We start from the raw sequence: 24,347 nt of genomic DNA, 5'->3' as shown, positions 1-24,347 counted from the left end.
TCGCTCTCGAGCTGCGCAATCTGTGCGGTGACGCGGGCAATCATCGCATCGCCGGAGATCGGCGCCGCATGGGTCGCCTCCTGGATCTTGGCCAGTGAGGCGGCCGTCGCCGTGACGGTGGTGCTCGCGTCGAATCCGCTCGACGCCCCCCGGATGGCCCAGTAAGTCGCGTAATCGCCGGCGAGATCGGCGTGATAGACGTTGCCGTAGCCGCCGTATTGCAGGTGGAGCGCATGGTACTGCGCAGTGCGGCTCTGCTCGATCGTCGCGACGGCCTTGCTGACATAGGTGGTTAGGGCGCTGCCGGTGAGCCCCTTGCCCGTCGCCTCTTTGCCGTAGAGGTCGACATAGTACTGCAGCTCGCCGGTCTTGGCGTTGAGCTTTACTTCGAAGTTCGCATCGTAGACGGCGGGATTCGCCTGCTGGTTCCGGTAGGACCAATAGGCATTGTAGTCGCGCTGCCGGCTGCTCTCGAAGGCGCTGAGCGTCTCCTTGAACTTACGGTTCGCGTCGTCGGCCGTGAGGGCGAGATCCTTCCAGACGCCTCCGATCAGGTCGGCCGCCTTGCGCTCGTCGCGCACGACCACGTTGTTCACGTTGAGCAGGCTGCCGCCGCGGACCTCCACGACGACATCTCCGCCGGCGGTAAGGCTGTTGAGGCGCAGGTCGCCCGAGGTCTGGCGCACCGAGACGTTGCCGCCGGCCACGATGTCGACCCGGTCGCGCTGTCGCTGACCGGCGTTGAGGTTGAGGATCGCGTTGCCCGTGACGTCGCCGGAGCCGACATGACCGGACTTCGCCGACAGCGTGATCACGCCGCCGCTGATCGTGCCGGCCTTGTCCTTTGCCACGACGATACCGGGCGCGGAGACGAGAGCAACGTCGTCGTCTCGCGAACGGACGGAGTCGATCTGCAGGTCCGTACCACCGACATTCTCGATGTAGACCGATCCCGCGGCCGAAGCCGTCAGCACGACCGGCGCCGTGTAGGTCCGGTTGCCCTTGTCGTCAGTGGTATAGGTGCCCTCGACTCGCAGCGCCCGCGACCCGGCCGTGGCCACGGCACCCGCGTTCTTGTCGCTACCGAAAGCCGCCGTCCCCGTGCCGATGCTGCCCGACTGCGAGGTGAGGGTCACCGTCGCGGCGGAGATCGTGACCGTGTCCCTGGTCTGCTCGATCGAGCCCTTGGCGTCGATCGTCACCTTGCCCGATGCGTTGACGATATTGCCTTCCAGCAGAACCCGTCCGGTGCCCGTCGAGACGATGCTGATGTCGCCCTTATCGGAACCGTAGAACGACACCTGAATCGGACGATCGGCCTCAATGCTGGCCTTCGCCGTCGTGGTCTGACCGTATTCCTTTTTCCAAAGCGTCCAATAGGTCTTCTTTCCATACCAGGTCGATGTTTCCCAAGTTTTTGCGATCTTCGCCGGATCATTCTGCGCGCCGTCCGGATTCGTACTGGATCCGTAGTGAGCATACGACGTGTTGTCGCTCGCATCGAGATAATAGTACGTCCCTTCCGGAAGCATCCTCGTGTCGTTGTTGGATTCGACTTTGAACCCCGTCAGGCTAGCGGGATCTCTTGCCAGAGCATCGATGCCGGCCCAGGACGATGTTCCCTTCGTGACGGACTCGGTCACCTTCGATGTTTCGGTGACTGTGTAGGCGTAACGCCAGCCATCCTTCGGCTGATAGATCGCATTGCGCCCGACCTGCACGGGAATGTCCGCGCCCGGGTTCGCTGCCTTATTCGGGTCCTTGTAGATCGTGCTGACGGTCTTCGAGACCGCATCGAGTCCCGCCGCGTTCTTTGTCGATTTGAAAGTCGTCTTCAAGTATTTTACGTCGTCGTCGCTATAAGAGAGGTCGTACAAATTGACCTCGCCCGCACCGCGGTTGGCATTGTTCAGCTTGCGGACGACAACGTCGTACTTTGAATGGTTTTCGATCGTAATGTTCGAGTAGCCGGCCAGCGCCTCGATCCGCCCTGTATCCTTGCCGGTGTTGAGGATGTTTGCGGTAATATCGATCTTACCGCCATAGGTCACAAGGTCGAGAACAATGATCTGCTCCGTCACGGTATCGAGCTGAACGGTGAAGATTCCTTTCTGAGAAAGCCCTTCAATCGTAACGTAACGCTCTTTCTTGTCCGCAAGAGCAGCTTCGATTTCTCGCTCCGCCGCTTGATCGACTTTGATCTCGTAGTTCGAAATCCCACTGCGGATCAGACCGTTGACATTGACGTATTGAGCATTGATCGAGATTTGATTTGCTTGGAGATTCGGCTCTCCGGATTTGACGGATAGCTTATCAATGATGCTGTCGACACTCGAAGGCTTAAATCCACGATCGACAAACGCGCCCTTTACCTCAGCATAGGGCGAGGCCCCGACTTCGTAGAGAGATTTGTCGTTGATGATGCCGGGGGATCCGATCGAGATCGTTTGATGGGAGCCGGACTTGTTGTCTTTTACTTTGACGGGCGCACCTTCCGTAAAGAACAGATCGCCGATGCTGGCCGCCTCGAATATGGCGTTCGGTGCGATGATCGCACCCGCGATGATCAGTGCGGGGGCCGGAACTTCGTTCCTCAAATCATCGAGAGTCTTGCCAAGCGTATTTTTGATCGTGATCGTGCTGGCGGGCGCATCGCTGAACTTGCCGCCCGAGGCAATTTCTTTGAACTCAACGAAACCTGTTACGAAATTATCCTCTCCTGCGCTCTTCTTGTTAATCGTCTCGATCGCGCTCTTGGCCGAATCTTGATTTGCCAAGGAAACGATCGTGCCGTTGAAGCTCAGGCCGCCGGCGGATTCCGGCATGGTGATGCCGCCGATCCGCAGGGTCGCCGACCCCTTGTTCGTGATCTCGACATTACCCGACTCCTTCGCTCTGAAGGCGCCTTTTCCGGTGAGCGCGTCGGCGGATACGGAGATGCGTCCGGCGCCCGCGGTGAAGGAACCGATCGTGATGACTTGGGCCGTGTTGAGCTTGGTCTCGATACCGACGATCTTGCCGTCCTTTCTCGAGATCCTCGTAATGACGTCCTGTGCGACCAGAATCCCGGCGATGCGCTCCATTTCGTTGTTGTAGAAATTGTACTGGTTGATGTCGCGCGCGGACTCCGTCCTCTTCGCCATCGCGTCGTTGAAGGCGTCGATCAGGCCGGAGCGCTGCACCTCGGTCCCCATCGCGATGGTGATCGGCAGCCTGGGTGCCGTCAGGAACGTCGTTGCACCGCCGGTATCCTGGCTCAGGGTGAAGGACTTCGTCGCCCGCCCGTCCGTCACGAAATTGCCATTCGCGTCGATGGCGACGCCGCCGAGGTAGATCGTCCCGGTCAAGGTGGTTTGGCCGGGCGTGCTTGCGACGATGATCTGGCGCTCGTCCCCCGGAAGATAGGAGGCAGTTCCCTGCTTCAGCACCAACTGTTCGAGAACGATCTCGATGTCGCTGATGATGCCCGTGACGACGGTCCCATCCATGATGACGCGACCGATTGATTTGGTGCTCGCATCACCCGCCTGTACCGCTTCAGGCTGGCCACCGAGCAAGCTGTCGATCACCGCAGCGCCCTTCGTGGCCCAACTCGTTCCCTTCGCCTTAGCGTCGGCACGGGTGTTGCCACTGTCCCGGTTGGCGGCGAACACGGCGTCGCCGCCGGTCTCCAGCACCGCATCCGACCGGACTGTGATGGTGTTGGCCTGGTTCAGGTCGATCTTGGCCGTGATCGACTGGATCGGGATCGCGCTGCCGGCGAAGGTGTCGGTGCGCGCCGAGAGATCGTAGCGGTCGTCCCACAGATCGGCCTGCTTGCCGGCGGACAGGGTCAGGTTGCCGTAGGCTTTGGCTTTGACGCCCGTGCCGATCGTGACCGCATTGTTCGGCCGCAGCGTGATGTCGGTGCCGCCGGTGGCGACGGTGACCCCGCCGGTGGTGTCGGTGTTGGCCACGATGGCGGCCGTCACCCGTGTGTTGGCGGTGGCGAAGAGATTGCCCAGCGTGAGGATCTGGGCCTTGTCGCCGACGGTGATCGTGGCGTCGAGCCCAGCACCGGCTTGGCCGGAGAGCGAGGCCGAGGCACCCGCGCCCGAGAGCGCACCGGCCGTCTTCAGGACGACCTTGTCGGCGACGTTGACGTCGTTGAGCGCCGCGAAGGTGACATTGCCGTAGGCACCGGTGAAGCCGGTCGTCTCGAGCTTGGCAGCACTGCCGATGTCCACCGCCGTGGACAGGCCGAGCACCGTGCGGCTCGTCGCCCCGGCGCCGCTGGCGAGGCCGCCGGTGCTGCCGTCGATGTTCGGGCTCGACAGGAGCGGCTTCTGCACGGCGTTTCGTGCGCTGGCCGCGATGTCATAGGCCAGAACGTCCGCCGCTCCCCCGATGGTGGCCGTCACGGCATGGGTGACGGTGTTGGTCGACGCGGCGCCGCTGCCGGCCAGAGCGCCGTAGCTGTTGGTTGTGATCCGCCCGTTGGTGATCGTGGTGTGGTCGGCGTTCAGATAGAACAGGCCAGAGCCCGCGCGGCCGGTGATCAGATCGACCTTGGCCCCGGTGTCCAGCGTCGCTTTGGTGCTGCCGCCCGTCTGCGTGGTGGTGACGGCGGCAGCGCCCGAGGCGAGGCCGTAGGAGCCGGCGGTGGCGGCCGCCAGGTTGTCGTCGGTCCCGGTTGCCGTGAGCGAGAACGATCCGGCGCGGATCGTGTCCACGGCGGTGACCTCGGCGGCGGTCTCCGTGGCGGATTCCGCGAGCGAGACCGTCGCGCCGGTCGCAACCAGGCCGGCGCTGGCGCTGTTGGCGTTCGCCCGCTGCTGCGTCGCGCTCGTTGCGGCGAGCGACACCGCCCGCGCCACGTTGATTACCGTTCCGGTGCCGAAAGTGGCTTTGATGCTGCTGGAATTGGTCGCCTTGGTCACCGTCGAATCGATGCCGATCAACCCGCCGACCGCGCCGGTCGCCTCGGCTTGCGCCGTCGGGTTCGTACCGCGGGCAAGGCTAGCCAGCACCGTCACCGTGTTAGCGGTCAGCCCTGTCGTCTCGGTCGAGGCCAAGACGGTCGCGGCCACGTTGGTGAGCGCGGTCGAGGCGCCGACCGCGGCGGTGCCGGCATTGATGCCGGTCGCCTTGGCATAGGCGGACGGCGTCACGGTCGCGGTGACGACGACGTCGTCGGCCACGATCGTGCTTTTCTCGAGCTTGGCCTCGACGGTCGGCTTCACATCGACCGTGGCGACGGAGCCGCCGGCCGCCAGGGCCAGCAGGCCGCCGGCCACGGAAATGCCGAGCACCTGCGAATCGACCGAGGTCGTGTCGCTGGCCTGAACGGAGACGTCGCCCGCGGCGGTGACCTTGCTGTTGAAGATGCCGGCATTCGTCTTGCTGGTGACGGTGTCACCGGTGCCGGCGCCGCCACCGGCGACGGCCACGCCGAAGATCGAGGCGTTCGCGGCCATGGACCCGGCGCGGGAGCGGCTCGTCAGGCTCGCGTTCTCACTGGCGGTGACATTGACCGCACCGCTGACCGCGAGTCCGTGCGCGCCGCCGAGGTTCCGGATGGCGGCCGTGACTTCGTTGTCGATCGCGTTGTCCGCCGCCGCGACGGCGAGGGAGAAGGACGCGCCGCCGAAGAAGCCGAAGGCGGCCGCGACCGAGGCCGCGCCGGTCTCGACGGCGAGGGTGGAGCGGTCGCGCGCCGCGACCGTCACGGCACCCGCCTTGATCTTGTCGCCCGCACCGTCTCCGTCGATCGAGGCGCTGATCGTCGCGCCGATCCGGTTATGGGCACCGGCGCCCGCGCCGGCGGCGCTGAGGGCGATGGCTCCCCCGGAGAGGGCGACCGAGCCCGCGGCGACGTTGGCCCGGATGGTCTGGCCGGAATCGGCCGTGACGGAGAGCGTGCCGCCCGCCTCGATCGTGGTGTCCTTCGACAGGGCCTCGATGGCCATGTCGGCCGAGGTGGTCGTCTTGTCCTCGCCGTTGACCTTCTGCGTAATCGTGCTGCCGATGAGGTTGACGGCCACGCCGGTGCCGATGCTGACCCCGACCGCGGTGCCGCCGATGCTGGCGCCGGCTGCGAGCGCCGCGACCTCGGCCTCGATCCGGCTGTTGTTGGCGGCCGTGACCGCGACCGCGCCGGCCGGGTTGTCGACCGTCTTCAGCCGGGCATTGGTGACCTGCGCGCGGGTCGTGCCGCCGATCATGTTGGTCGCGACGGCACCGCCGCCTGCCACCGAGACGGCCACGCCACCGCCGGAGAGCGCCACGGCGGCCGCAGCGACGCGGGCGCGGATGCTCGCGCCTTCGACGGCGCTCGTGGCGGGGTCGTCGGCCGGAACCTGCGCCGAGACCCGGATGGCGCCCAAGCGTGTGGTCACGGCGGCGCCGTCGATCCCGGCGATGACGGCGTTGTTGATGACGTTCAGGGCCGTGGCGACACTGATCGAGGGCGCGACGCCGACAGCGCCGCCAGCGGCCGCGACAGCGGCTGCGCCGACATCGACGCTGATGGCGGACCGGTTGGTAGCGAGCACCGTCACGTCGCCGGCGGTCACGGTCGTCGCGACGCCGGTGATCGCCGCCTTCGTGGCGAAGCTGATCGCGTTGCCCGAATAGCTGCCGGAGCCGGCGACGCCGACGGCCACCGCGGCCCCCGTGACGACGACCGAGGCGGCCGCGACGGTCGCGTCGATGGTGCCGGCCGAGGTCGCCGTCACCGAGACGGTGCCCTGCGCGTCCGCCACCGTGTCGGCGATGAGTGCCTCGACCTTAGCGCCGCCGTCTTTGTCGAGGGTCGGCTGGTCGAGCCTCTTGTTATCGGAATCGACGGTCTTCCACTTGCCGATGATGTTCTGCGCGCCGGAGAGGCCGATCGCCACCGGGACGCTGGCGATGCCCGCGCCGCCGCCACCGGCGGACAGGGCGACCACCGTGGCCTTGATCTCCTGGCTGCTCGTCGCGGCCACGCGCAGGCCCGCGCCGCTCGTCACCTTGTTGAGCGCTGTCTGCCCATCAGCCTTCTCGATCGCCGCGCGGGTGCTCGTGGTGATGATGTTGAGCGCGCCGGCGCCGCCGCCGGCGACCTGGACGTTGGCGATGCCGGCCCCGCCGATGCTGACGGAGGCCGCGGTCGCGATCGCCTCGATCGTGCCGCCGCTCTCGGCCTCGACCGAGAGGTTGCCGGAGGTCGTGGTGATGCCGGTATCCGCGTTGCGGATCGCTGCCTCGACGACGTTGCCGATGATGTTGTTGGCCTGCGAGACCGAGACGGTGACCCCGACGCTCGCCACGCCCGCGCCGCTGCCGGCAATGCCGGACGAGCCGACGATGGCCGTGATCTTGGAGGTGTCCTTCGCCGAGAGCGCGATCTGCGACGCGCGGATACCGGAGGCGCCGTCGCCGTCGATGAAGGCACGAGTCGCGACACCGATGAGGTTGGTCGAGCCGACACCGGCCCCCGCGACGCTGACGCCCGCCGCGCCGCCGCCCTGGATCGACGCCGAGACCGCCGCGACGGCCGACCGGATCGTCTGGTTCGAGGTGGCGGTGACGTCGAGCGCGCTGTCCGAATCCACGCTCGTATTGCTGAGATAGGCCTCGATCGGCGCGGTGCTCTTGAGCGCGGCGTCGCGCTTGCCGTCGGTGCGCGTGATGTCCCAGTTGCCGATGCGGTTCTCGGCACCGCCGACGCCGACCGAGACGCCGACACCGGCCGCACCGCCGCCACCGGCCGCTGCTGCCGCCGCGGTGATCAGGGCCTGGATGTCGGCGGTGGATTCCGCCGTCACCGCAGACTTGCCGCCCTGCACGGTCAACCGGCTGTCTTTGATGAAGGCGCTCGTCCCCATCGTGATGACGTTCAGCGCGCCCGCGCCGCCGCCGCTCACCGAAACGCCCGCCGCGCCGCCGCCGCCGATCGAGACGGCCGCCGCCGCCGAGGCCGCGCGGATCTTCGCGTTGTTGCGCGCGCCGACCGAGACGCCGCCGTTGCGGGTCGTCAACCCGGCATCGACATTGGCGATCGAGGCTTGGATTCCGCCCGCGATGTTGTTGATGGCGAGCGCGAAGCCGACGGCCACGCCGACGCCCGCCGCACCGCCGCCCGCGCCGGAGAGTGAGGCGGCACCGGTCACCGCCGTGATCTCGGCCGTGTTCGCGGCAGTGACCGTGACGCTGCCGGCCTTGATGCCGGCGTCCGCGCCGGTCCCGTCGCCATCGATCGTGGCCGAGGTCACCACGCCGATCGCATTGGCCGTGACGGAACCGGCCGCGCTTCCCGAGACGCCGGCGGCACCGCCGCCCTGGATCGCGGCAGCAGCCGCGATGACCGTCGCGGAGATCTTCTGGCTCGCCCTCGCCTGAACCGTGAGGGCAGCGGCGATGTCGAGGATCGCGTTCTTCACCGCAGCCTGGACGGCCACGGCGCCCTTGTCGTTGAGCGTATCGGTCCGGTCCGCATTCGCGCCCGTGCTCGACCACTCGCCGATCCGGTTCTCGGCAACGCTGACGCCCAGCGCAACGCCGACGCCGGCCGCGCCGCCACCACCGCCGGAGGCGGAAAGCGACGAGATGATCGCCGTGATCTCGGAGGATCCGGTCGCGCTCACCGTCAGGCCACCGCTGCCCAGAGTGGTGATCCGGCTGGCTTCCACCGTGGCGTTCACCGAGCCGAGGATGCGGTTCGAGGCGAAGGCACCGCCGCCGGAGACGCCGACGCCGGCCGCGCCGCCGCCCGCGAGGCTGATTGCCGCCGCGGCCGCCGCCGCCGAGATGCGGCCCGCCCGTGTGGCGCTCACCGCGACGCCGGCCGCGCCGGTCGTGCGCAGCAGGGTGTCGGCGTTGACGATCTTCGCCTCGACGCTGCCGGCGATGCTGTTGAGCGCCAGCGTGAAGCCGACCGCCACCGAGACGCCGGCGGACCCGCCGCCGGATCCTGCGAGAGACGCGGAGCCGGCAAGGGCATCGATCGCGGAATTGTCCGACGCGCGCACCGTGACGCTGCCGGCCTCGATGCCCGTCGCCCCGTCGCCGTCGATGACGGCCCGGGTTGCGATCGCGATCGCGTTGATGACCGTGACGCCGGCCGCCGACACGCCGACGCCGGCCGAGCCGCCGCCGCCGATCGAGGCCGCCGCAGCGGCGACCTGGGCCTTGATGGTCTGCGCGGACGTCGCACCGACAGTGAGCGCGCCGCCGGTCTTGACGCTGCTGCCCCTCAGGACGGCCTCGACGACGGAGGTCTGTTCGGCCGCCGCCGTATCAACGCGGTCGCGCCCCTCGCCCTTCGAGGTCCAGTCGCCGATCCGGTTCGCCGCCACCGAGACACCGATGGCGACGCCGACGCCGGCCGAGCCACCTCCGGCGGCCGCCACCGACGCCGCCGCCACGAGGGCGGAGATGGTCGAATTGGCGGCGGCGGTGACGGTGACGCTGCCGCTCTGGCTGATCGTGCTCGAGGTCACGGCGGCACGGGTCACCGGCCGGATCGAATTGAAGGCGAGCGCACCGCCGCCCGCGACGGCGACGCCGGCGGTCCCGCCGCCGCCGATGCTGACGGCCGCAGCCGCCGTCTCGGTCTCGATCGCGGCTCCGCTGAGGGCATCGACCAGAACCGCGCCGGTGCCGGCATCGATGCCGTCCGCGACGTTGCCGATGCCGGCCTTGACGGCGGCGTCGATGGTGTTGAGCGCCAGCGCGAAGCCGATCGAGACCGCGACCCCGTTCGTGCCGCCGAAGGCCGCGCTGACGGCGGCGGAGACGGCGGCGGCCTTGATCCGGGAGGTATCGGCGGCTTTCACCGAGACGGCGCCGGCCTGGATCGCATTGCTTCCGACGGCGCTGTTGGCGACGCCGTTGCCCTCGATGAAGGCCTGCGTGGTCACACCGATGGCGTTGACGACGGTGGTGGCGCCCCCGCTGACGCCGACGGCGTTCGAACCGGCCCCGGCGAGCCCGGCCGATAGAGCGACGATGCTGGCGTTGATCTCGTTCGCTGACGCCGCCTCGACGCTAAGCGCGCCCTTCGCGTTGACGCCGACGCGGGTCAGAGACGCCTCGACCACGGTGCCGCCGTTTTTGTCCAGGGCGTAGCTGGTCGTGGCATCGCTGCCGGAGCTGGACCAGAGACCGATGCGGTTCTCGGCGATGGCCGCGCCGATGCCGACGGCGACGGCGTCTTTGCCGCCCACGCCCATGGCCAGGGAGGCCGCCGCGATCGCGGCGTCGATCCGAGCGGAGGCTTCGGCCCGGACGCTCACGGCGCCGCCGGTGCCAGAGGTGACGAGACGGCTCTCGGCGGCCTGCGCCCGCGTGCTTGTGGTGATGACGTTGCGGGCGTAGGTCACCGCCGCGCTAATCGGCACGGCATTCGAGCCGGCCCCGGCCACGGCGATCGCGGCCGAGGCCGCATTCGCCGTGATCTTACCCGCCGATTTCGCCGAGATGACGATCGCATCGATAGTCTGAAGGCCTCGATCGACACCGGTCACGGTGGCTGAGACGTCGTTGGCGATGGTGTTGAGCGCGATGCTGCCGCCGACGGCGATCGACACGGCGTTGTCCGAGGTCGCGGCGAGCGCGAGGCTGGCCGACAGGGCCCGAACCGTCACCTCCGAGAGGTCCTGCGCCGTGATCGTGGCGCTCGCAGCCTGGATTCCGGGCGTGGCACCGGTTCCGTCACCGTTGATCGACGCAAGCGTCGCAAGGCCGATGCTGTTCATGGCGAACGTGCCGCCGATGCTCACCGCCACGGCCTTGCCGGCGGACCCCGTGGCACCGGCCGCGATCGCGGCGATGTTCGCCGTGATCGTGTTGTCGGTCGTGGCGGTCACGGACAGCGCACCGGTCGCCTTGACCGTGGTGTTCGTGAGGGAGGCCGAGACCCCGGCGCGGCCGCCGAGGACCGGCGCCTGGTTCAGGGTGTGATGATCGGCATCGTACGCATTCCAGCGCCCGATCTCGTTGTAGGCGATGGCAACGCCCAGTGCGCCCGCGCCGCCGCTGTCGGAGCCGCCGCCCACCGCGAGCGCGGCGCTGAGGATGTTCGACGTGATCGTGGCCGTGCTTCCGGCCTCGACGGCAACGGCGCCCTGCGCATCGATCGTGGCATTCGTGGCCGAGGCCGTGGTGGTGCTGTCGATCTGGTTCACCGCCGCGACGCCGGCTCCGGTGACGCCGAGGCCCTTCCCGCCGCCGACGCCGATGGCCATGCTGGCTGCTGCGGCCCCTGTGCTGATCGTCCCCGTGCGCGTGGCAGCAATCGTGACGCCGCCCGCGAGCGTTCTCACCGTGGCATCCGTGATGCCGGCGCTGACACCGCCCGAAATCTTGTTGAGGGCGAGGCTCGCTGCGAGGGCGACGGTGAACGAATCCTTCGAACCGAATGCGGCGGCGATCGAGGCTGCCCCCACGGCCGCGGAGATGGTCGAGCTGTTGTCGGCCCGCACCGTGACGGCGCCGGCCTCGATCGCGACCGCACCGAGGATCTGTGCCGTGGTGGCGATGTCGATGACGTTGTGGGCGGCAGAACCGGCGAGGTTCACGGACGCCGAATTATCGCTTCCGCTGGCGCTCACGCCGACGGAGACGGCGACCGTGGTGGCGTCGATCGTCTGGTTGGACGTCGCGGCAACCCGGACGGCCCCCACCGCCCGGACGGGCGTGCCGGAGATCGTGGCGCGCACGGCGGCACCGGCGGCGATCACATTGTTGGAAACCGAGGCGCCGACGCCGATACCGGTCGCCGCTCCCTGCGCCGAGCCGTTGGCGGCGATCGACAGAGCGCCGGTCAGCGCCGCGATCTTGGCCGTGTCGCTTGCCAGAACTTCGAGGCTACCCGCCTTGAAAACGGCATCCGCCCCGTCCCCGACCTTCGAACCGGCGAGTTCGGCAACGGTCGAGCCGCCGACCGTGTTGAGGGCGACGGCACCGCCGCCGGAGACGCCGAAGCCTTTGCCCTGACCGGCTATCGCCGCCTCCACCGAGGCCGCGAACGTCTGCGCGAAGATCTCCGCGCTGCGGTTCGCCGAAAGCTTCACCGCACCGGAGGTCGAGAGATCGGCGACCTGGATGATCCGGGCCGTGACGTCGCTGGTGATCTCGTTGTTCGCCAGCGCCGCACCGATGGCGACGCTCGGCTTCTCCTCGCCGCCGCTGGACTTGCCGCTCAGGTTCGCTGACACGGCGAGGGCGACAGAGGTCGCCCTGATGTTCGAGCGGTCGGTCGCCGAGACCGTGATGCCCTCCGCGCCCGACTTCACGGCATCGTTCGTGCCGGTGCTGCCGTCGATCACGGCGGTCGTGGCCGTGACGATCTTGTTGCCGACGTAGAGCCCGCCGCCGGCGCCGACGACGTTGCCGCCGGCACCTGTTGTCGTGTCTCCGCCCGTCGAGGCTCCCACCGCCACGGCAGCCGCCACGGTCCTGGCCGTGATAGAAGCCTGGGAGGTCGCCTCGACCAGGACCTTGCGGGCCGCCGTCAGGCGCGTGCCCGTCACGCCGGCCCGGACGTCGAAGGACCGGGCGATCCCCTTCTTGAAGTCCGCGCCGACCGGCAGGCCGCTGCCGTAGAAGCCGATCATGTTGAACGCGAGCGTCACGCCGATGGCGACCGCGTCCGACTTGCCCTTGCCGATGGCCACCGCCACCGCGGCGGCCTGGACTTCCGCCTCGATCTTGGAGGCGCTGCCGGCCGAGACGGTGATATTGCCCTGTCCGCCCTCACCATTCGCATCGGGAGCGCGGTCACCGTTCGCACTGATCGTGGCGGACTTGGTGCTGGCGATGCGGGCCTGGGCACCCCCGAGGATGGTGTTCAAGCCGAGCGCGCCGCCGCCGGCGAAGCTGAAATTCTTCCCCCCCTCGGTGCTGATCAGCACCGCGATCGCCGTGGCCGTTGCCTTGGCATTGATCTCCGCGCCGCTCTTGGCGATCACGCGCACGTCGCCCGCGCTTGCGGTCACCTCGCCTACCTCGTCGATACCGGCGAGCAAGGTCTCGTCGACGATGGTGTTGCGGGCGATGCTGAGGGCGACCGAGACGCTGTGGGCCGTTTGCGCTGGCGTCTGGGCGCCGGTTTGTCCGCCCCCGGACTGATCGGTCGCAGGCGGTTGCGTCGACTGCATCCGGTAGGCCACCGAAGTCACGGGTGCCGTGACGACGGCATCGATCTTCGACGTGCTGAGGGCGCTCACCGTGACGCCAGCCGCCCTAACGCTGTCCATGCCCGACAAGGTCGCGGAGGTGGACAGGCGCGCGAAGTTCAGGCCGACCACGGCCCCGACGCTGGTGACGTTCGAACCGACCGAGGTGACGGCGTTCTTGATCTCGGCCTTGATCTTCGCATCCGACTGCGCGGAGACTTTGACGAGGCCGGTGGCGTTGACCGGCTTGCCCGAGATCGAGGCCGTGGCCGCGAAGGGGTTGGCGCCCTGGATGACGGTACCGAGATCGGTGCCGGCGATCGCGTCGGAGAGGTCGAACAGGACGTTCTGGCTCGGCGTGCCGATCTTGTTGAAGGCCGCGGTGACGCCGACGGCAACTTCCGCGGATTCCACGATGCTGCTGACCGTCGCGGTAATCGTGCCGGTATTCGCGGCCTCGACCGTGACGTTGCCCACGGTCCCGCCGCTCCCGGCATCCCCGAGCCTGGAGCCGACAACGGTGGCGGTGCTGGAACCGGTGACGACGTTGGCCGCGATCACCGCGCCGACGGCGATGGCTCCCTTCTCTCCCGGCTTGGTACCAGGCTTCAGCTTGGACTCGACCTTGCTCGTGACCGAAGCCTCGATCGTGCCCGTCTGCCTTGCGGCGACGGTCACGTCACCGGCGCGCGTCACGGTCATGTTCTTGAGGCTGGCCTCGGCCGTCGAGCGCACGTCGTTCGAGACGAGGATGCCGCTGACGGCGACGGCGTAGGGCTTCGCCGCCGCGGTGTCCGAGGCGGAGGTTGCGCCTTCCGCCGGCTTCGTGCTGGACGGGCTGGCATCCTTGCTGTCAGCGAGGTTCAGGACACCCGGGGGCAGAAACTTGAGGAACTCGCGGGCATTGTTGAGCCGCCACTTGGTTCCGTCGGTAAACACAGCATCCGCGAGCTGAATCTTCGCGCTTTCGCCGATATAAACGTAGACCTTATCGTCGCCATTTTCCTTGTTGTAGACGAGATCGCCGAACTTGAGATTCTTCTCGCCAGACTTCTTCGTGTAGTCGTAATTCGCCAGGATTTTTTCGGCAAAATCTTCCAAGACGCTCGGCTTCGTCAGGCTCGCGATGGCGGAAAGCCTGTTCGCCGAGGTGATCGAGCCCGCGCTGTCCGCCCGGATGGTGAGCGCGCCGCCCGCATCGATGGATTTGCCGGAAGCGGAGTCGATCGTCGCGAGCGCGCGGGTGTTCACCATGTTGCCGGTGAGCACGAAGCCGAGTGCGACGGCGTTGGCATCCTTCAGGGCGTTGCCGGACGCGCTCGACTTGTTGCTGACGACGGCGTTGATGCCGGCATTCGCCGTCGCCTCGACCAGAACCGCACCGGTCCCGGTCGTGGTCACGTCGGTGTTCAGGATCTGTGCACTGGCGCCGGCCGGAGCGGCTTCGTTTTGGAAGGCTTCGCCGATCAGCGGCTGACCGGTGATCGTGTCCGCGGCGCGGAACAGGACGTTCTGGTCCTTCCAGCCGACGGTGTTGAAGGCGAGCGTGAGCGCCACCGCGGCGAGGTCGCTCGTGGAACTGGTCTTGTTGGTGGCGTCGATTGTCGCGGTGTTCGAGGCGGTCACGGACACGCCGCCGGCCTTCGTCGTGACCGTGCTGTCGACGATCTTGGCGTCGGCCGAGCCGAGCACGCTGTTGGTGGCGATGATGCCGCCCAATGCGACGCTCTTCGTCTGCGTCTGCGTCCCCGCTGCGGGCGTGCCTGTTGCAGGCGGTGTCCCGGTTCCGGTGCTGGCCGGCGCCGTCTTTTTGTAGGAATCAGCAGACTTGACCGTCGCGGCGCTGTCGGCGGTCGCGGTGATCGTGGCCGTCTCCTGCGCCGTCACCGTGACGGCCCCCGTCCCTGTCTTGACCGTCGCCGCCGCGATCGTCGCGGCGGCGCCCCCGTGGACGCTGTTGACCACCACGAGTCCGCCGATGGCGAGCGCAGCCGCGTTCTGCGGCATGGCCGTGGGCTGGGGGTTGTTCGCGGACGGATCGCCGACAGGCAGCGGCGTCGCCGGATCCGTCGCCGCCGGCGACGGCTGGGTCGGTGTCGCCGTGGTACCGGGGATGACGAAACCGTCGGGGATGAAGTTCGAGTCAAGAGCGCGCTTCCAAAGCGTCTTGTCGCTGTAGTCCTGCGCGGCGAGATCGAGTTTAGCCGCCTCGCCCATGTAGATGTAGATTTCGTTCGCGGCGTAAACACTCGGCTTGGAGGAAATTTTCACCCAGTCCGGCTTGCCGTTCGTCTGGCTGTCAAACTTAATCTTGCTCGGCTGCTGCTTCAGGAGCGTCGTCTCGCCGACATACTTATAGACTGCGCCGCCGGGAACGGAGTTGTTGCCGTTGTCCCAGACCGTGTCGCCGGTTTTGACCGAGATTTCCTTGCCATCGGTCGTCTTGGAGGGCGCCTTGTTGGCACCGTCGGCGTAGTCCTGAGCGATGCGGACACGCGCGCCGAAGGTGACGTCCTGCGGGTTAGCCGTCTTCTTCACCTGACCGAACGCGGTCAGGTCGAGAATGCCGATCACGTCGGTGCTGAGGCCGAACGGCGCGAGATAGGCGTTGAGCTTGTCGCGCAGTTCCTCGATCTGGGCCACCGCCTCGCGGTTGGCGCGCATGATGCTGACCTGACGGCCGATCATCTCGCCGACCGTCCGCTTGGCCTCCTCGGTGCTCGCGCGCAGGGCGGCGTCGTCGATCAGCCCGAGGAACGCGGCCTCCGCCGCGTACTTGTAGGCCGTGTCGCGGGCGGCGTCGGCGGCCGAGTTGTTGAGGACAATGCCCTTCGTCTCGTTGCGCAGCTTCAGAGCCGCGTCGGTGAGGTTCTTCTTGAGGTCGGTCCGGTTGTCGGCCGGCACGTTCTTGGCGGCCGCATCCATCGCATCCACGAGCGTGGTGTAGACGCTCGTGAGATAGTCGCTCGCCTCCGGGCGGCTCTTGAGCATGAGCTGCGCGCTCTCGAGCTGCTGGGCGATCTGGTTCGGCCGAGCCTGCAGATCGAGCACGAGCTGCTTCACCCGCGCGACCTCGGCCCACATCTCGGCTTCGAGCCGGTTGATCTCGGCCGGCAGAAGATCCGCGCGATTCTTGATCAGATTCGACTGAATCGTCGCCGACTGCACCTCGTTCGGGTTGGTCGAGAAATCGGATGGCAGGAACTTGTTGAGCTTGGCCTGATTCGTCAGCGTACCGCCGTCGGTCTTCACGACGGTGGAGCTCGTCACGAGCTGCGCGTTGGAGGCGATCGAAGCGGCATCCGTCGCCGAGACGATCACGGCATCGCCCGCGGTGATATCCCCGGGGGTGCCGCGGTTGACAAAGTCGGGAGTGTTGTCGATGCGCGCGGTCGCGCGTCCGCTCACCTTGTTCGACGCGAGAACCACGCCGAAGCCGGTGCCACCGGATCCCTTCATCGAGTCGGTGGAGGATTGGGCGGCGTTGCTGACGGTGGAGTTGATCTTGGTGGTCGAGACGGCCGTGACGGCGATGTCGCCGCCCGCCGTGGCAGTCGATCTGACGATGGTCGCGGTGGCGCCCGAGCTGGTCTCTTTGCCAAACGCGTCGGAGATCGTCGGCGAGCCGATCAGCGCGTCGACGGTGTTGAACAGCAGGTTCTGGGTCTCGTAGCCCACCGAGTTGAAGGCGAGTGTGACGGCCGCGGAAACACCGCCCTGGCCGCCGCCCGAGGTCGTCGAGGAGGCCCGCAGGCGTGCGTCGACGCCTGCCGTGTTCTCGGCCCGGACCGCGAGATCGCCGCGCGTCGCCTCGACCTTGGCGTTCAGCACCGAGGCCGTCGCGCCGCCGCGCACGACGTTGGTCGCGGCCAGACCGTTGACGGCGATCACATTGCCGTCCCCCGGCGCCGTCCCTGTCGAGCCGGTTGCCGGCTTCGAGGTGAACGAGGCGCCGCCGGAGGCCGTCACCGTGCTCACGATCTCCGCGGCGATGTTGGCCGCGTCCTTGGCCGAGACTGTGATGTCCGCGTTGGCCGTGACGTCGGCCCGGGTGATGCGGGCCGTGGCTCCGCCATTCACCTCGTTGAAAACGATCAGGCCGCCGATCGACTTGGAGGATGAGGCGGGCGTCCGCGTCGTCGTCGGCGGGGTGACGGTGCTGGTCCCTGGCGCAGTGCCGGGTGTGGTCTTCGCCGGAGTCTTGACGTCGGAGACCTTGTCGAGCGCCGGCATTACGGTCTTGGCCGGCGCCGGAATCCAGTTGTCGCTGGTGTAGTCCTCGCCGTGGAGCGTGACGCGCGTGTTGTCCGCCCCGCGCCAGATGTAGATCGTTCCCTTGTCACCCTTCGACAGATTGTCGTTGCGCGAGAGCATCACGCCCTGGCCGACCATCATGTCCTGATAGCCGTCCTTGGACGAGTACCGCGCCGCAGGAACTTTCATGCGGGTGATCGTCACGGTGCCTTCCGGCGTCGTGACGGTCTTGGTCTCCAAGTCGTCAGCCGCCCCGCTCGAAGCACTCGGCTGTGTGCCGGTCGTGCCGGACGGGGTGCTCGCGGTGCCGGCTGGCGAAGAACTCTTCGACACGACGGCGCCGTCATCGAGCGCGAACCAGTTGGCCGCGTTGGTATAGTCCTGATCGGCGAGATTCATCGACCGGCTGGCGGCACCGACGAAGATGAAGACGCGGCCGTCGAGGTTAGGCTCCTCACCCCTGATCGGGTCGGTGCTGCTATCCGTCTTGACCGTGAATTTCGCTTCAGTCCGGACCCGGTCTCCGGCTTTGATCGTCTTGGTGCCCGACTTTGTCGTGTAGTCGTAGATGTTGCGCGCGATCGAAGCAGCCTTGCTGGCGAGTTGGGCGACGCTGCCCGACACGGCCGAGGACGAGATGATCGTGCTCGACGCGTCGATGCCGGCCAGATTCGTCGCGGTGACGAAGACGCTGCCGCCGGTCGAGATCACTTTCGACCGATCGGGGACGGTCGTATTGGCAGGATACGTGTCCGTTTCCTCCGGCCCGCCGATATAGGCTTCCGCCCGGGCGCTGACCTTGTTGGAAGCGAGCACGGCGCCGGCCGAGATGCCCTGCGCGCCGGTCTGCGCCTTGTGGACGGTCGAGTCGCTGTCGGCCTGCGCCACCTCGCTGCCGGCCACGGCCTTGATCTGCGCACGGCTGTCGGCCGCGACCGTCACATCACGCCTGGCCGTCAAACCCTTGCTCGTGCCGGTGATGAAGGCCGTCGCACCGGCGGACTGCTCGGCGCCCGTCGCGGTCGCGATCAGCGGATCGCCGACGATCGCATCGACGGCATCGAACAGCACGTTCTGCGGCTTGAAGCCGATGGTGTTGAACGCGAGGGTGAAGCCGAGCGCGACGCTGCCGTCGCCGGCCGTCTTGCCGCGGGCGCTGGCATCGATGTCGGAGGCATTGGTGGCCGTGACGGTGACGGCGCCGCCCGTGAGCGTCGTGCTCTCGATGAAGGCGGTGGCGCCGTTGAGCACGGCGTTGGTCACGAGCACGCCGTTGCCCGCCTTCCCGCCGCTGATCACGCTGACGTCGAGCGCCTTGATGGCACCGGTCGACTTCGCGGTGACCGAGACGTCGCCCCTGGCCGTGAGTTGACCGTTCACGATCGATGCCTCGGCCTTCCCCGAGACGTCGTTGCGCGCGATGAGGCCGCCGAGGCCGAGGGAGGAGGTGCCGCCCGGCTCGGGGCGGAGTTTGGCGGCGATCTTGCCCTTCAGCGATTGAGGCCCAACCGGGCTGGATGTCACATTGGTGGCGTCGAGCTTCTTCCAATAGGCAAAGTTGCTGAAATCGAGCCGTTGGTCTTTGGACAGAGGGTCGCTGAGATCGGCGACGAGTTCGAAGTCCTCGCCCATGTACTGGTACACGGCGCCCTTCTCACCCTTGCCGGCCCAGGTGTCGCTGAGGCGGATCTTCTCTCCGAACTTGACTAGCCTTTTTCCGGAAGCGGTCGTGTATTTGTAATCGCCGAGCAGGGTTTCCGCGCTCTTGTCGACGCCGCCGATGGAGCCGGTGCTCACGGCCGAAGCGGACGCGCCCACGGTCGTGGTGCTCGCGATCTTGACCGAGTCGGTCGCCGAGACCGTGACGTCGGTTCCGGATACCGAACTGCCTGTCAGATCGATCGTGGCACGGGCGGCGCCGCTCACCCGGTTCGTCGCAACGATCCCGGAGACGGCGAGGGCGTTGGCGCTGGCCGCGCGGGCCGCGGCCGTCACCTTGTTGCCGAGCGTGGCGTCGATCACGCCGCTGGATTCGGCGGTGACACGAACCGCCCCCGTCGCTGTCACCGAGGATTTCGTGATCTCGGCAACCGCCTGCTGCGGCGCTCCCTGACCGAGGCTCACGCCGATGAGGGCGTCCAGCGTCGCAAAGGCGAGGTTGTTCAGGTCGAATCCGATGGCGTTGAACGCGAGCTGTACGCCCGCCGCCCGCGCCGTGGTCGTCGGGGGTACCGCGGTGCCGACCGTCGGGGATTCGTCGCCGGAGGTGGCGGGACCGCTCGACAGCGCCGTCACCTGCGCATCGACGCTGGACGTGATCGCGCCGCCGGTGGTCGCATTCACCGAGACGGCTCCGTCGCCGTCCGTCGTCGTCGTGATCGTCGATCCGTCGATGCGGGCCGTCGCCGTCGAGAGGATGACGTTGGTGGAGATGACGGCGTTGACGGCCAGGGCGTTCGAAGCGGAAGTCTGCGTCCCCTCGGCCTTGCCGCGGTCGAACAACGAGGTCTGACCTGGGATCGGACTCGCGGTGCCGGCGCCCGGCTGGCCGTCGGCCTTGCTGCCCTGCTGCTCGCGGATGGTGGCGACCGCCTCGACGGTGGCGTCGGTCCGGGCCGTGATCACCGCATTGCGCTCGGCCGTAATGGCGACGCTGCCGGCCCTGATTGCCGTGCTGCCGGCGATGATCGCCGTGGCCCCGCCGCGAATGTCGTTGCGCGAGACGATGCCGCCCATGGCCGTGGCGCCGGAACCCGTCGTCTTGCCGGGCTGGGTCTCGCCGTCCCCGACCCGACGCCAGAAGTCGCGGTCGCTGTAGTTCTCTTTCTTGAGTTCGCGCTCGATGTTGTCAGGGACCTTGTGGTCCGGCCCCATCCACTCGTAGACGGCGCCGCGCTGGCCGATCTTCTGCCACGTCGTCGTGTCGGTGAAATCGACCTTGTTGAGGTCCAGCGGCGCCGAGGCGGTGAGCGGCTTGTAGCGGTAGTACGTGTTCACCTCGCCCTTGCCGGACGGGTGACCGGGACCGACGAGCACGACGCCGTCCTTCGCGACCACCTGCATTTTGGGCGCAGTGGCCGGCAGCCGGCTGTTGAGCGCATCACCGAGACCGAGCGGCACGGCGTTCAGCGTCCGTGCCGCGATCGGCGCGGAGTTGAGCGCCTCGGGGAAGTCGAGAAGGATGCGCTTGCCGAGTTTGAGGGTGACGGTTTTGTTCGCCGGATCCGGCTTGGTGTCCACCTGCTTCACGCGCTGCTTGATGGACGAGAACGTGTTGCTTGCCCCCTGCCGGATGGCATCGAGCGCGCCATTGCCGGCTCTGTTATCGGAGGGGGTCCGCATCAGGTTCGGATCGAGGCCGCCATCGCTCGCGGCCTGGCTGGAGGCCACGAGCTTCACGTTGGCGTTGATCGTCGCACGGTCCGTCGCGAGAACTTCGAGCGCGCCGGTGCCGGTCACCTTGGCTAGGGTGGTGTCTGTCCCTACCTTCAGCGCGACGATCTCGGCCGAGGCCGCCCGCGCGACCCGATTCGTCGAGATGATGCCGCCGAAACTGGCGGTCCCGGCCTTGGCGACGCTGTTCTGCGTGGCGGCGGAGGCCGGCTTCCTCAGCACGCTCTTCACTTGGTTGATGGCGACGCGCTTGCCCTCGGCGGCAATGTCCTGCAGCAGAGTCTGCTCGGGCGTCTTGTTGGCGATGGTGTTGCTGACGGTCGAATTGATGAGGCCCGCGCTCGTCGCGGTGACCTGCACGCGCCCGCCGGCCTCGACGGTCGCGCCCTCGATCCGGGCCCGGATCGTCTGGGTGGCCGCAGCCGTCAGCAGACCGGTTCCGAGGACGGTATCGATCGAGGCGCTGAGGATCTTCGGGATGATGCCCGACGAGCCCATCCCGTTGAGCGCATAGCCGACGATGTTGAACGCCGCGGCGGCACCCAGGGACGGAACCGTGATGCCGAGCTGACCGTCGCGGGAGGCGGTGTCGACGGTGGTCCGGGCTCGGGCGTCGATGGTGGAGGTATCGGCGGCGTTGACCACGACGTCGCCGGTCGTGGCCTTCACGTTGCCGCCGGTGATCGTGGCGTCCGTGCTGCCGAGGACGATGTTGACGGCGATGGAGCCCGCCGCTCCGAGGATGCTGGCGACTCCGGTCGCCTGCGCCTCGGCCACGAGTTCCAGGCTGTTCTGCGCGACGAGCGTGACGTCGGCGGCGGTCGTCTCGCTGTCGACGAGCCTCGCCGTCACATCGCGTTCGGCGAGGTTGATGGCCGATCCGCGGCCGATGCCGAGGAACTCGCGGGCCGCCTTCTCTGCCTTCGCCTGGTCTTCCTGTGCCTTTCCGTCCTTCGTCGCGTCGGTGGTGTCCTGCAGCGTATCGGTGTCCACCGGCTCGGCAATGGCCATGGCGCTGGCGGCATCGATCGCTGTGATCGACAGGGCGCCCCCGCCGATCGACAGCCGCGAGAGCGTGGTGAGCGCGACGGTGCTGCCCTTCAGGGTATTCTGCGCCTGGATTGCGCGCGCCTCGACCGTGGTGACGTTGGCGGCGGCGGCCCGAAGCGCCGCGGCGGCAACGGAAACCCCGCGCAGCTCGACACGCACGGTGTCATCGACGGTGTTGTTGGCGTAGCCGGTCTTGATCGGCGCAGGCAGCGAGTTGTCGGTTTCCTCGCCGTCCCAACCCTCGCCACCGTCGCCGGCGGACGTCTTGGTGGGTTTTTTGACGTCGTCGACGGACAGCGTCGCGGCGCGGATGCGGGCGATCACTGTTCCGGAATTTCCGGCCTGCAGCGTCACCGCCCCGGCCGCGTCGATGATCTTGGCCGCCGCAGCGGCCGGTTTCTCGAAAGCAGACCCGAGATCGACCCGGGTGACGCGCTTGACGTCCTGCTCGGCCCAGAGCGCGAAGGGGTTGAGAACGCCCGGCACGTTATCGAGCATGCGGCCGATCACCGGCACCGACACGCCGTCGGTGGCCACCAGCATCGTCCGGGCCTTCGTGTCGTCGGTCGCCTTGAGCAGGACGGCGGCGTCGCTCCCGGCCACCGTGCCGGTGCCGATCTGCCTGACCTGCGCACCGCCATCGAGCGTGACACGCGTCTCGTTCTCGATCGCGGTTTTCGACTTCTTCATGAAGCCCGATGCGAACAGATCCTCGATCGATTTGCCGTCCTTGGATGCAGCCGCGCCGAGAACCTCTCCGAGATCCTGCTCGCCTTTCACGATCGCTGTCAGTGACTCGGCAGTCAGCGTGGCATCATTCTTGACCTTCTCGAGCCCCGACAGCACGAGGCCGATCGCCTTGATGGTGACGTTCGCCTGCGTGTCGGCGGCGAGCTTCACGGTCCCGCCGTTGATCGCGTCCGTGGCGCCGACGTCGATCGTGGACGTGTTCTTCTGCTTGGCCGAGACGCGGTGCAGCTGCGAGGCGAGCGTCGAGGTGAGGGTCGCGGAATTGGTGACGTTCGTCACCAGCGCGGCCTCGCCCGCGGTCTCGATCCGGCCGGCCAGCCGGATCGTCGCGGCCGTGTCCGCCTCGACCGACAGCCTCGCCGTGCCGATGCTCGTCTCGCCGCGGGTGACGGTCGTCGAACTGTTGACCGTGATCGCCACCGATGAGCCGCCGATCACCGCATCCTGGCTGACGACGACGCCCATCTTGGCGGCGCTTTTGACCGTCGGATCGCTGCCGGTGACCGGCAGATCCGGCGTCACCACTGCCCCGAGCGTGAAGGCGACGCCGTCCCGGGCCTTGATCTGGGCTGCTTTAGCGACGGTCAGGCTGTTGTCGCCCGCACCGCCGTGGAACGTCACCGCGAGCGACCCGGCGAGGGCTTCGAGGTTCTTGTTCAGGTTGATCTTGTCGTCGCCATCGCCGCCGTCGAAGGTCAAACCGAGGTTGCCGGTATCTGCCCGCAGCGCAGTGTCGAAGACGATGCTGTCGGCGCCCGCTCCGCCCGAGACGGTGAAGGACGGCCCCGGCGGCAGTGTCGCGAGGCGCAACGTGTCGTTGCCGCTGCCGAGCAGGACGCCCAGCTTCGTCGATGGCGCGGTGAAGGCGATCGGCGCGAAAGTCGCCGCCGTGCTCTCCGCTTCGGTCGACCGTTGCAGGAGATAGGTGTTCGGGGTGGTGCCCGACTGCGTCAACGTCGCGTCGACATTCGCGGTCACAGCCGAGAATTCAATCTGAAGGCTGCGTTTGCCGCCGCTGAACGCCCCGGTGAGGATGCCGGTCGAAGACCCTGCGACCAGCGTGTCGTCGGCTCCCGCAGCGCCAACGAGATTACCGATACCGGCGAAATTGCCTTCGAACTTGCCGGCCTTGATCGAGCCGGTGTTCTTGCCTCCAAAAGTGAAGGTCGCGCCGGCGCTGTCTTCTTCGTTGGCGCGGTTGAGAAGTTCGATCGTATCGCCGTTGTCGATCGGGCCGCCATCGTTCGCGGGATCGTTGATGAGCAGGGTCGGCGTCGTACTGCCGGTCAGCCGCTCGAACGAGGCGACGTCGACGACGATGTGATCCTTCTCGCTCGTCCCGGTGATCGTGAACGCGCTGTTCGTCGTCTTACTGACATCGCCGAAGGTGTGAAGCCGAGCGCCCTTCGTACCGTTGGTGTAGGCGAAGACCTGAACCTGCTGGATCTTATCCGCGTCGCTCGTCGCGGTCAGGTTCGTCTCGATCAGCTCGACGAGCACCTTGTGCTCGGCCACCAGCGGATCAAACGATTTGGTGATCTCGTAGGCCGCGGTGCCGTCGAGGAGGACGCGCGGCTCAAGCGGGTCGAAGATCAGCCGGTCGCGGTTGAATAGGCGGTCGGCCTTCGCCTTGAGGTGCAGCACGAGCTGCCGCTTCGACGGGCGCGGCGCGCGCGGCGTCTCCACGACGGCCAGCCGGGCACGATCGCGACGGCGGAACAGGGGGCCCCAGAAGCCTTCCGACTTGAACGGAAAAGCCAT

The 24,347-nt window shown here is 67.6% G+C and carries 1 protein-coding gene (only partly in view); it reads right to left on the bottom strand.

Annotation, left to right across the window (positions count from 1 at the left end; translation table 11 throughout):
* Positions 1-24,347 carry the 5' portion of an LEPR-XLL domain-containing protein gene (locus MFF24_RS00945; protein ID WP_238221710.1) on the bottom strand. The gene continues 21,670 nt to the left of window position 1, outside the view, so only the first 24,347 of its 46,017 coding nucleotides appear in the window; its start codon is at positions 24,345-24,347; its stop codon lies off the left edge, out of view.

Source organism: Methylorubrum aminovorans, assembly GCF_022179725.1.
Lineage (GTDB): Bacteria > Pseudomonadota > Alphaproteobacteria > Rhizobiales > Beijerinckiaceae > Methylobacterium > Methylobacterium aminovorans.
This window is presented reverse-complemented; position numbering and strand designations above follow the sequence as displayed.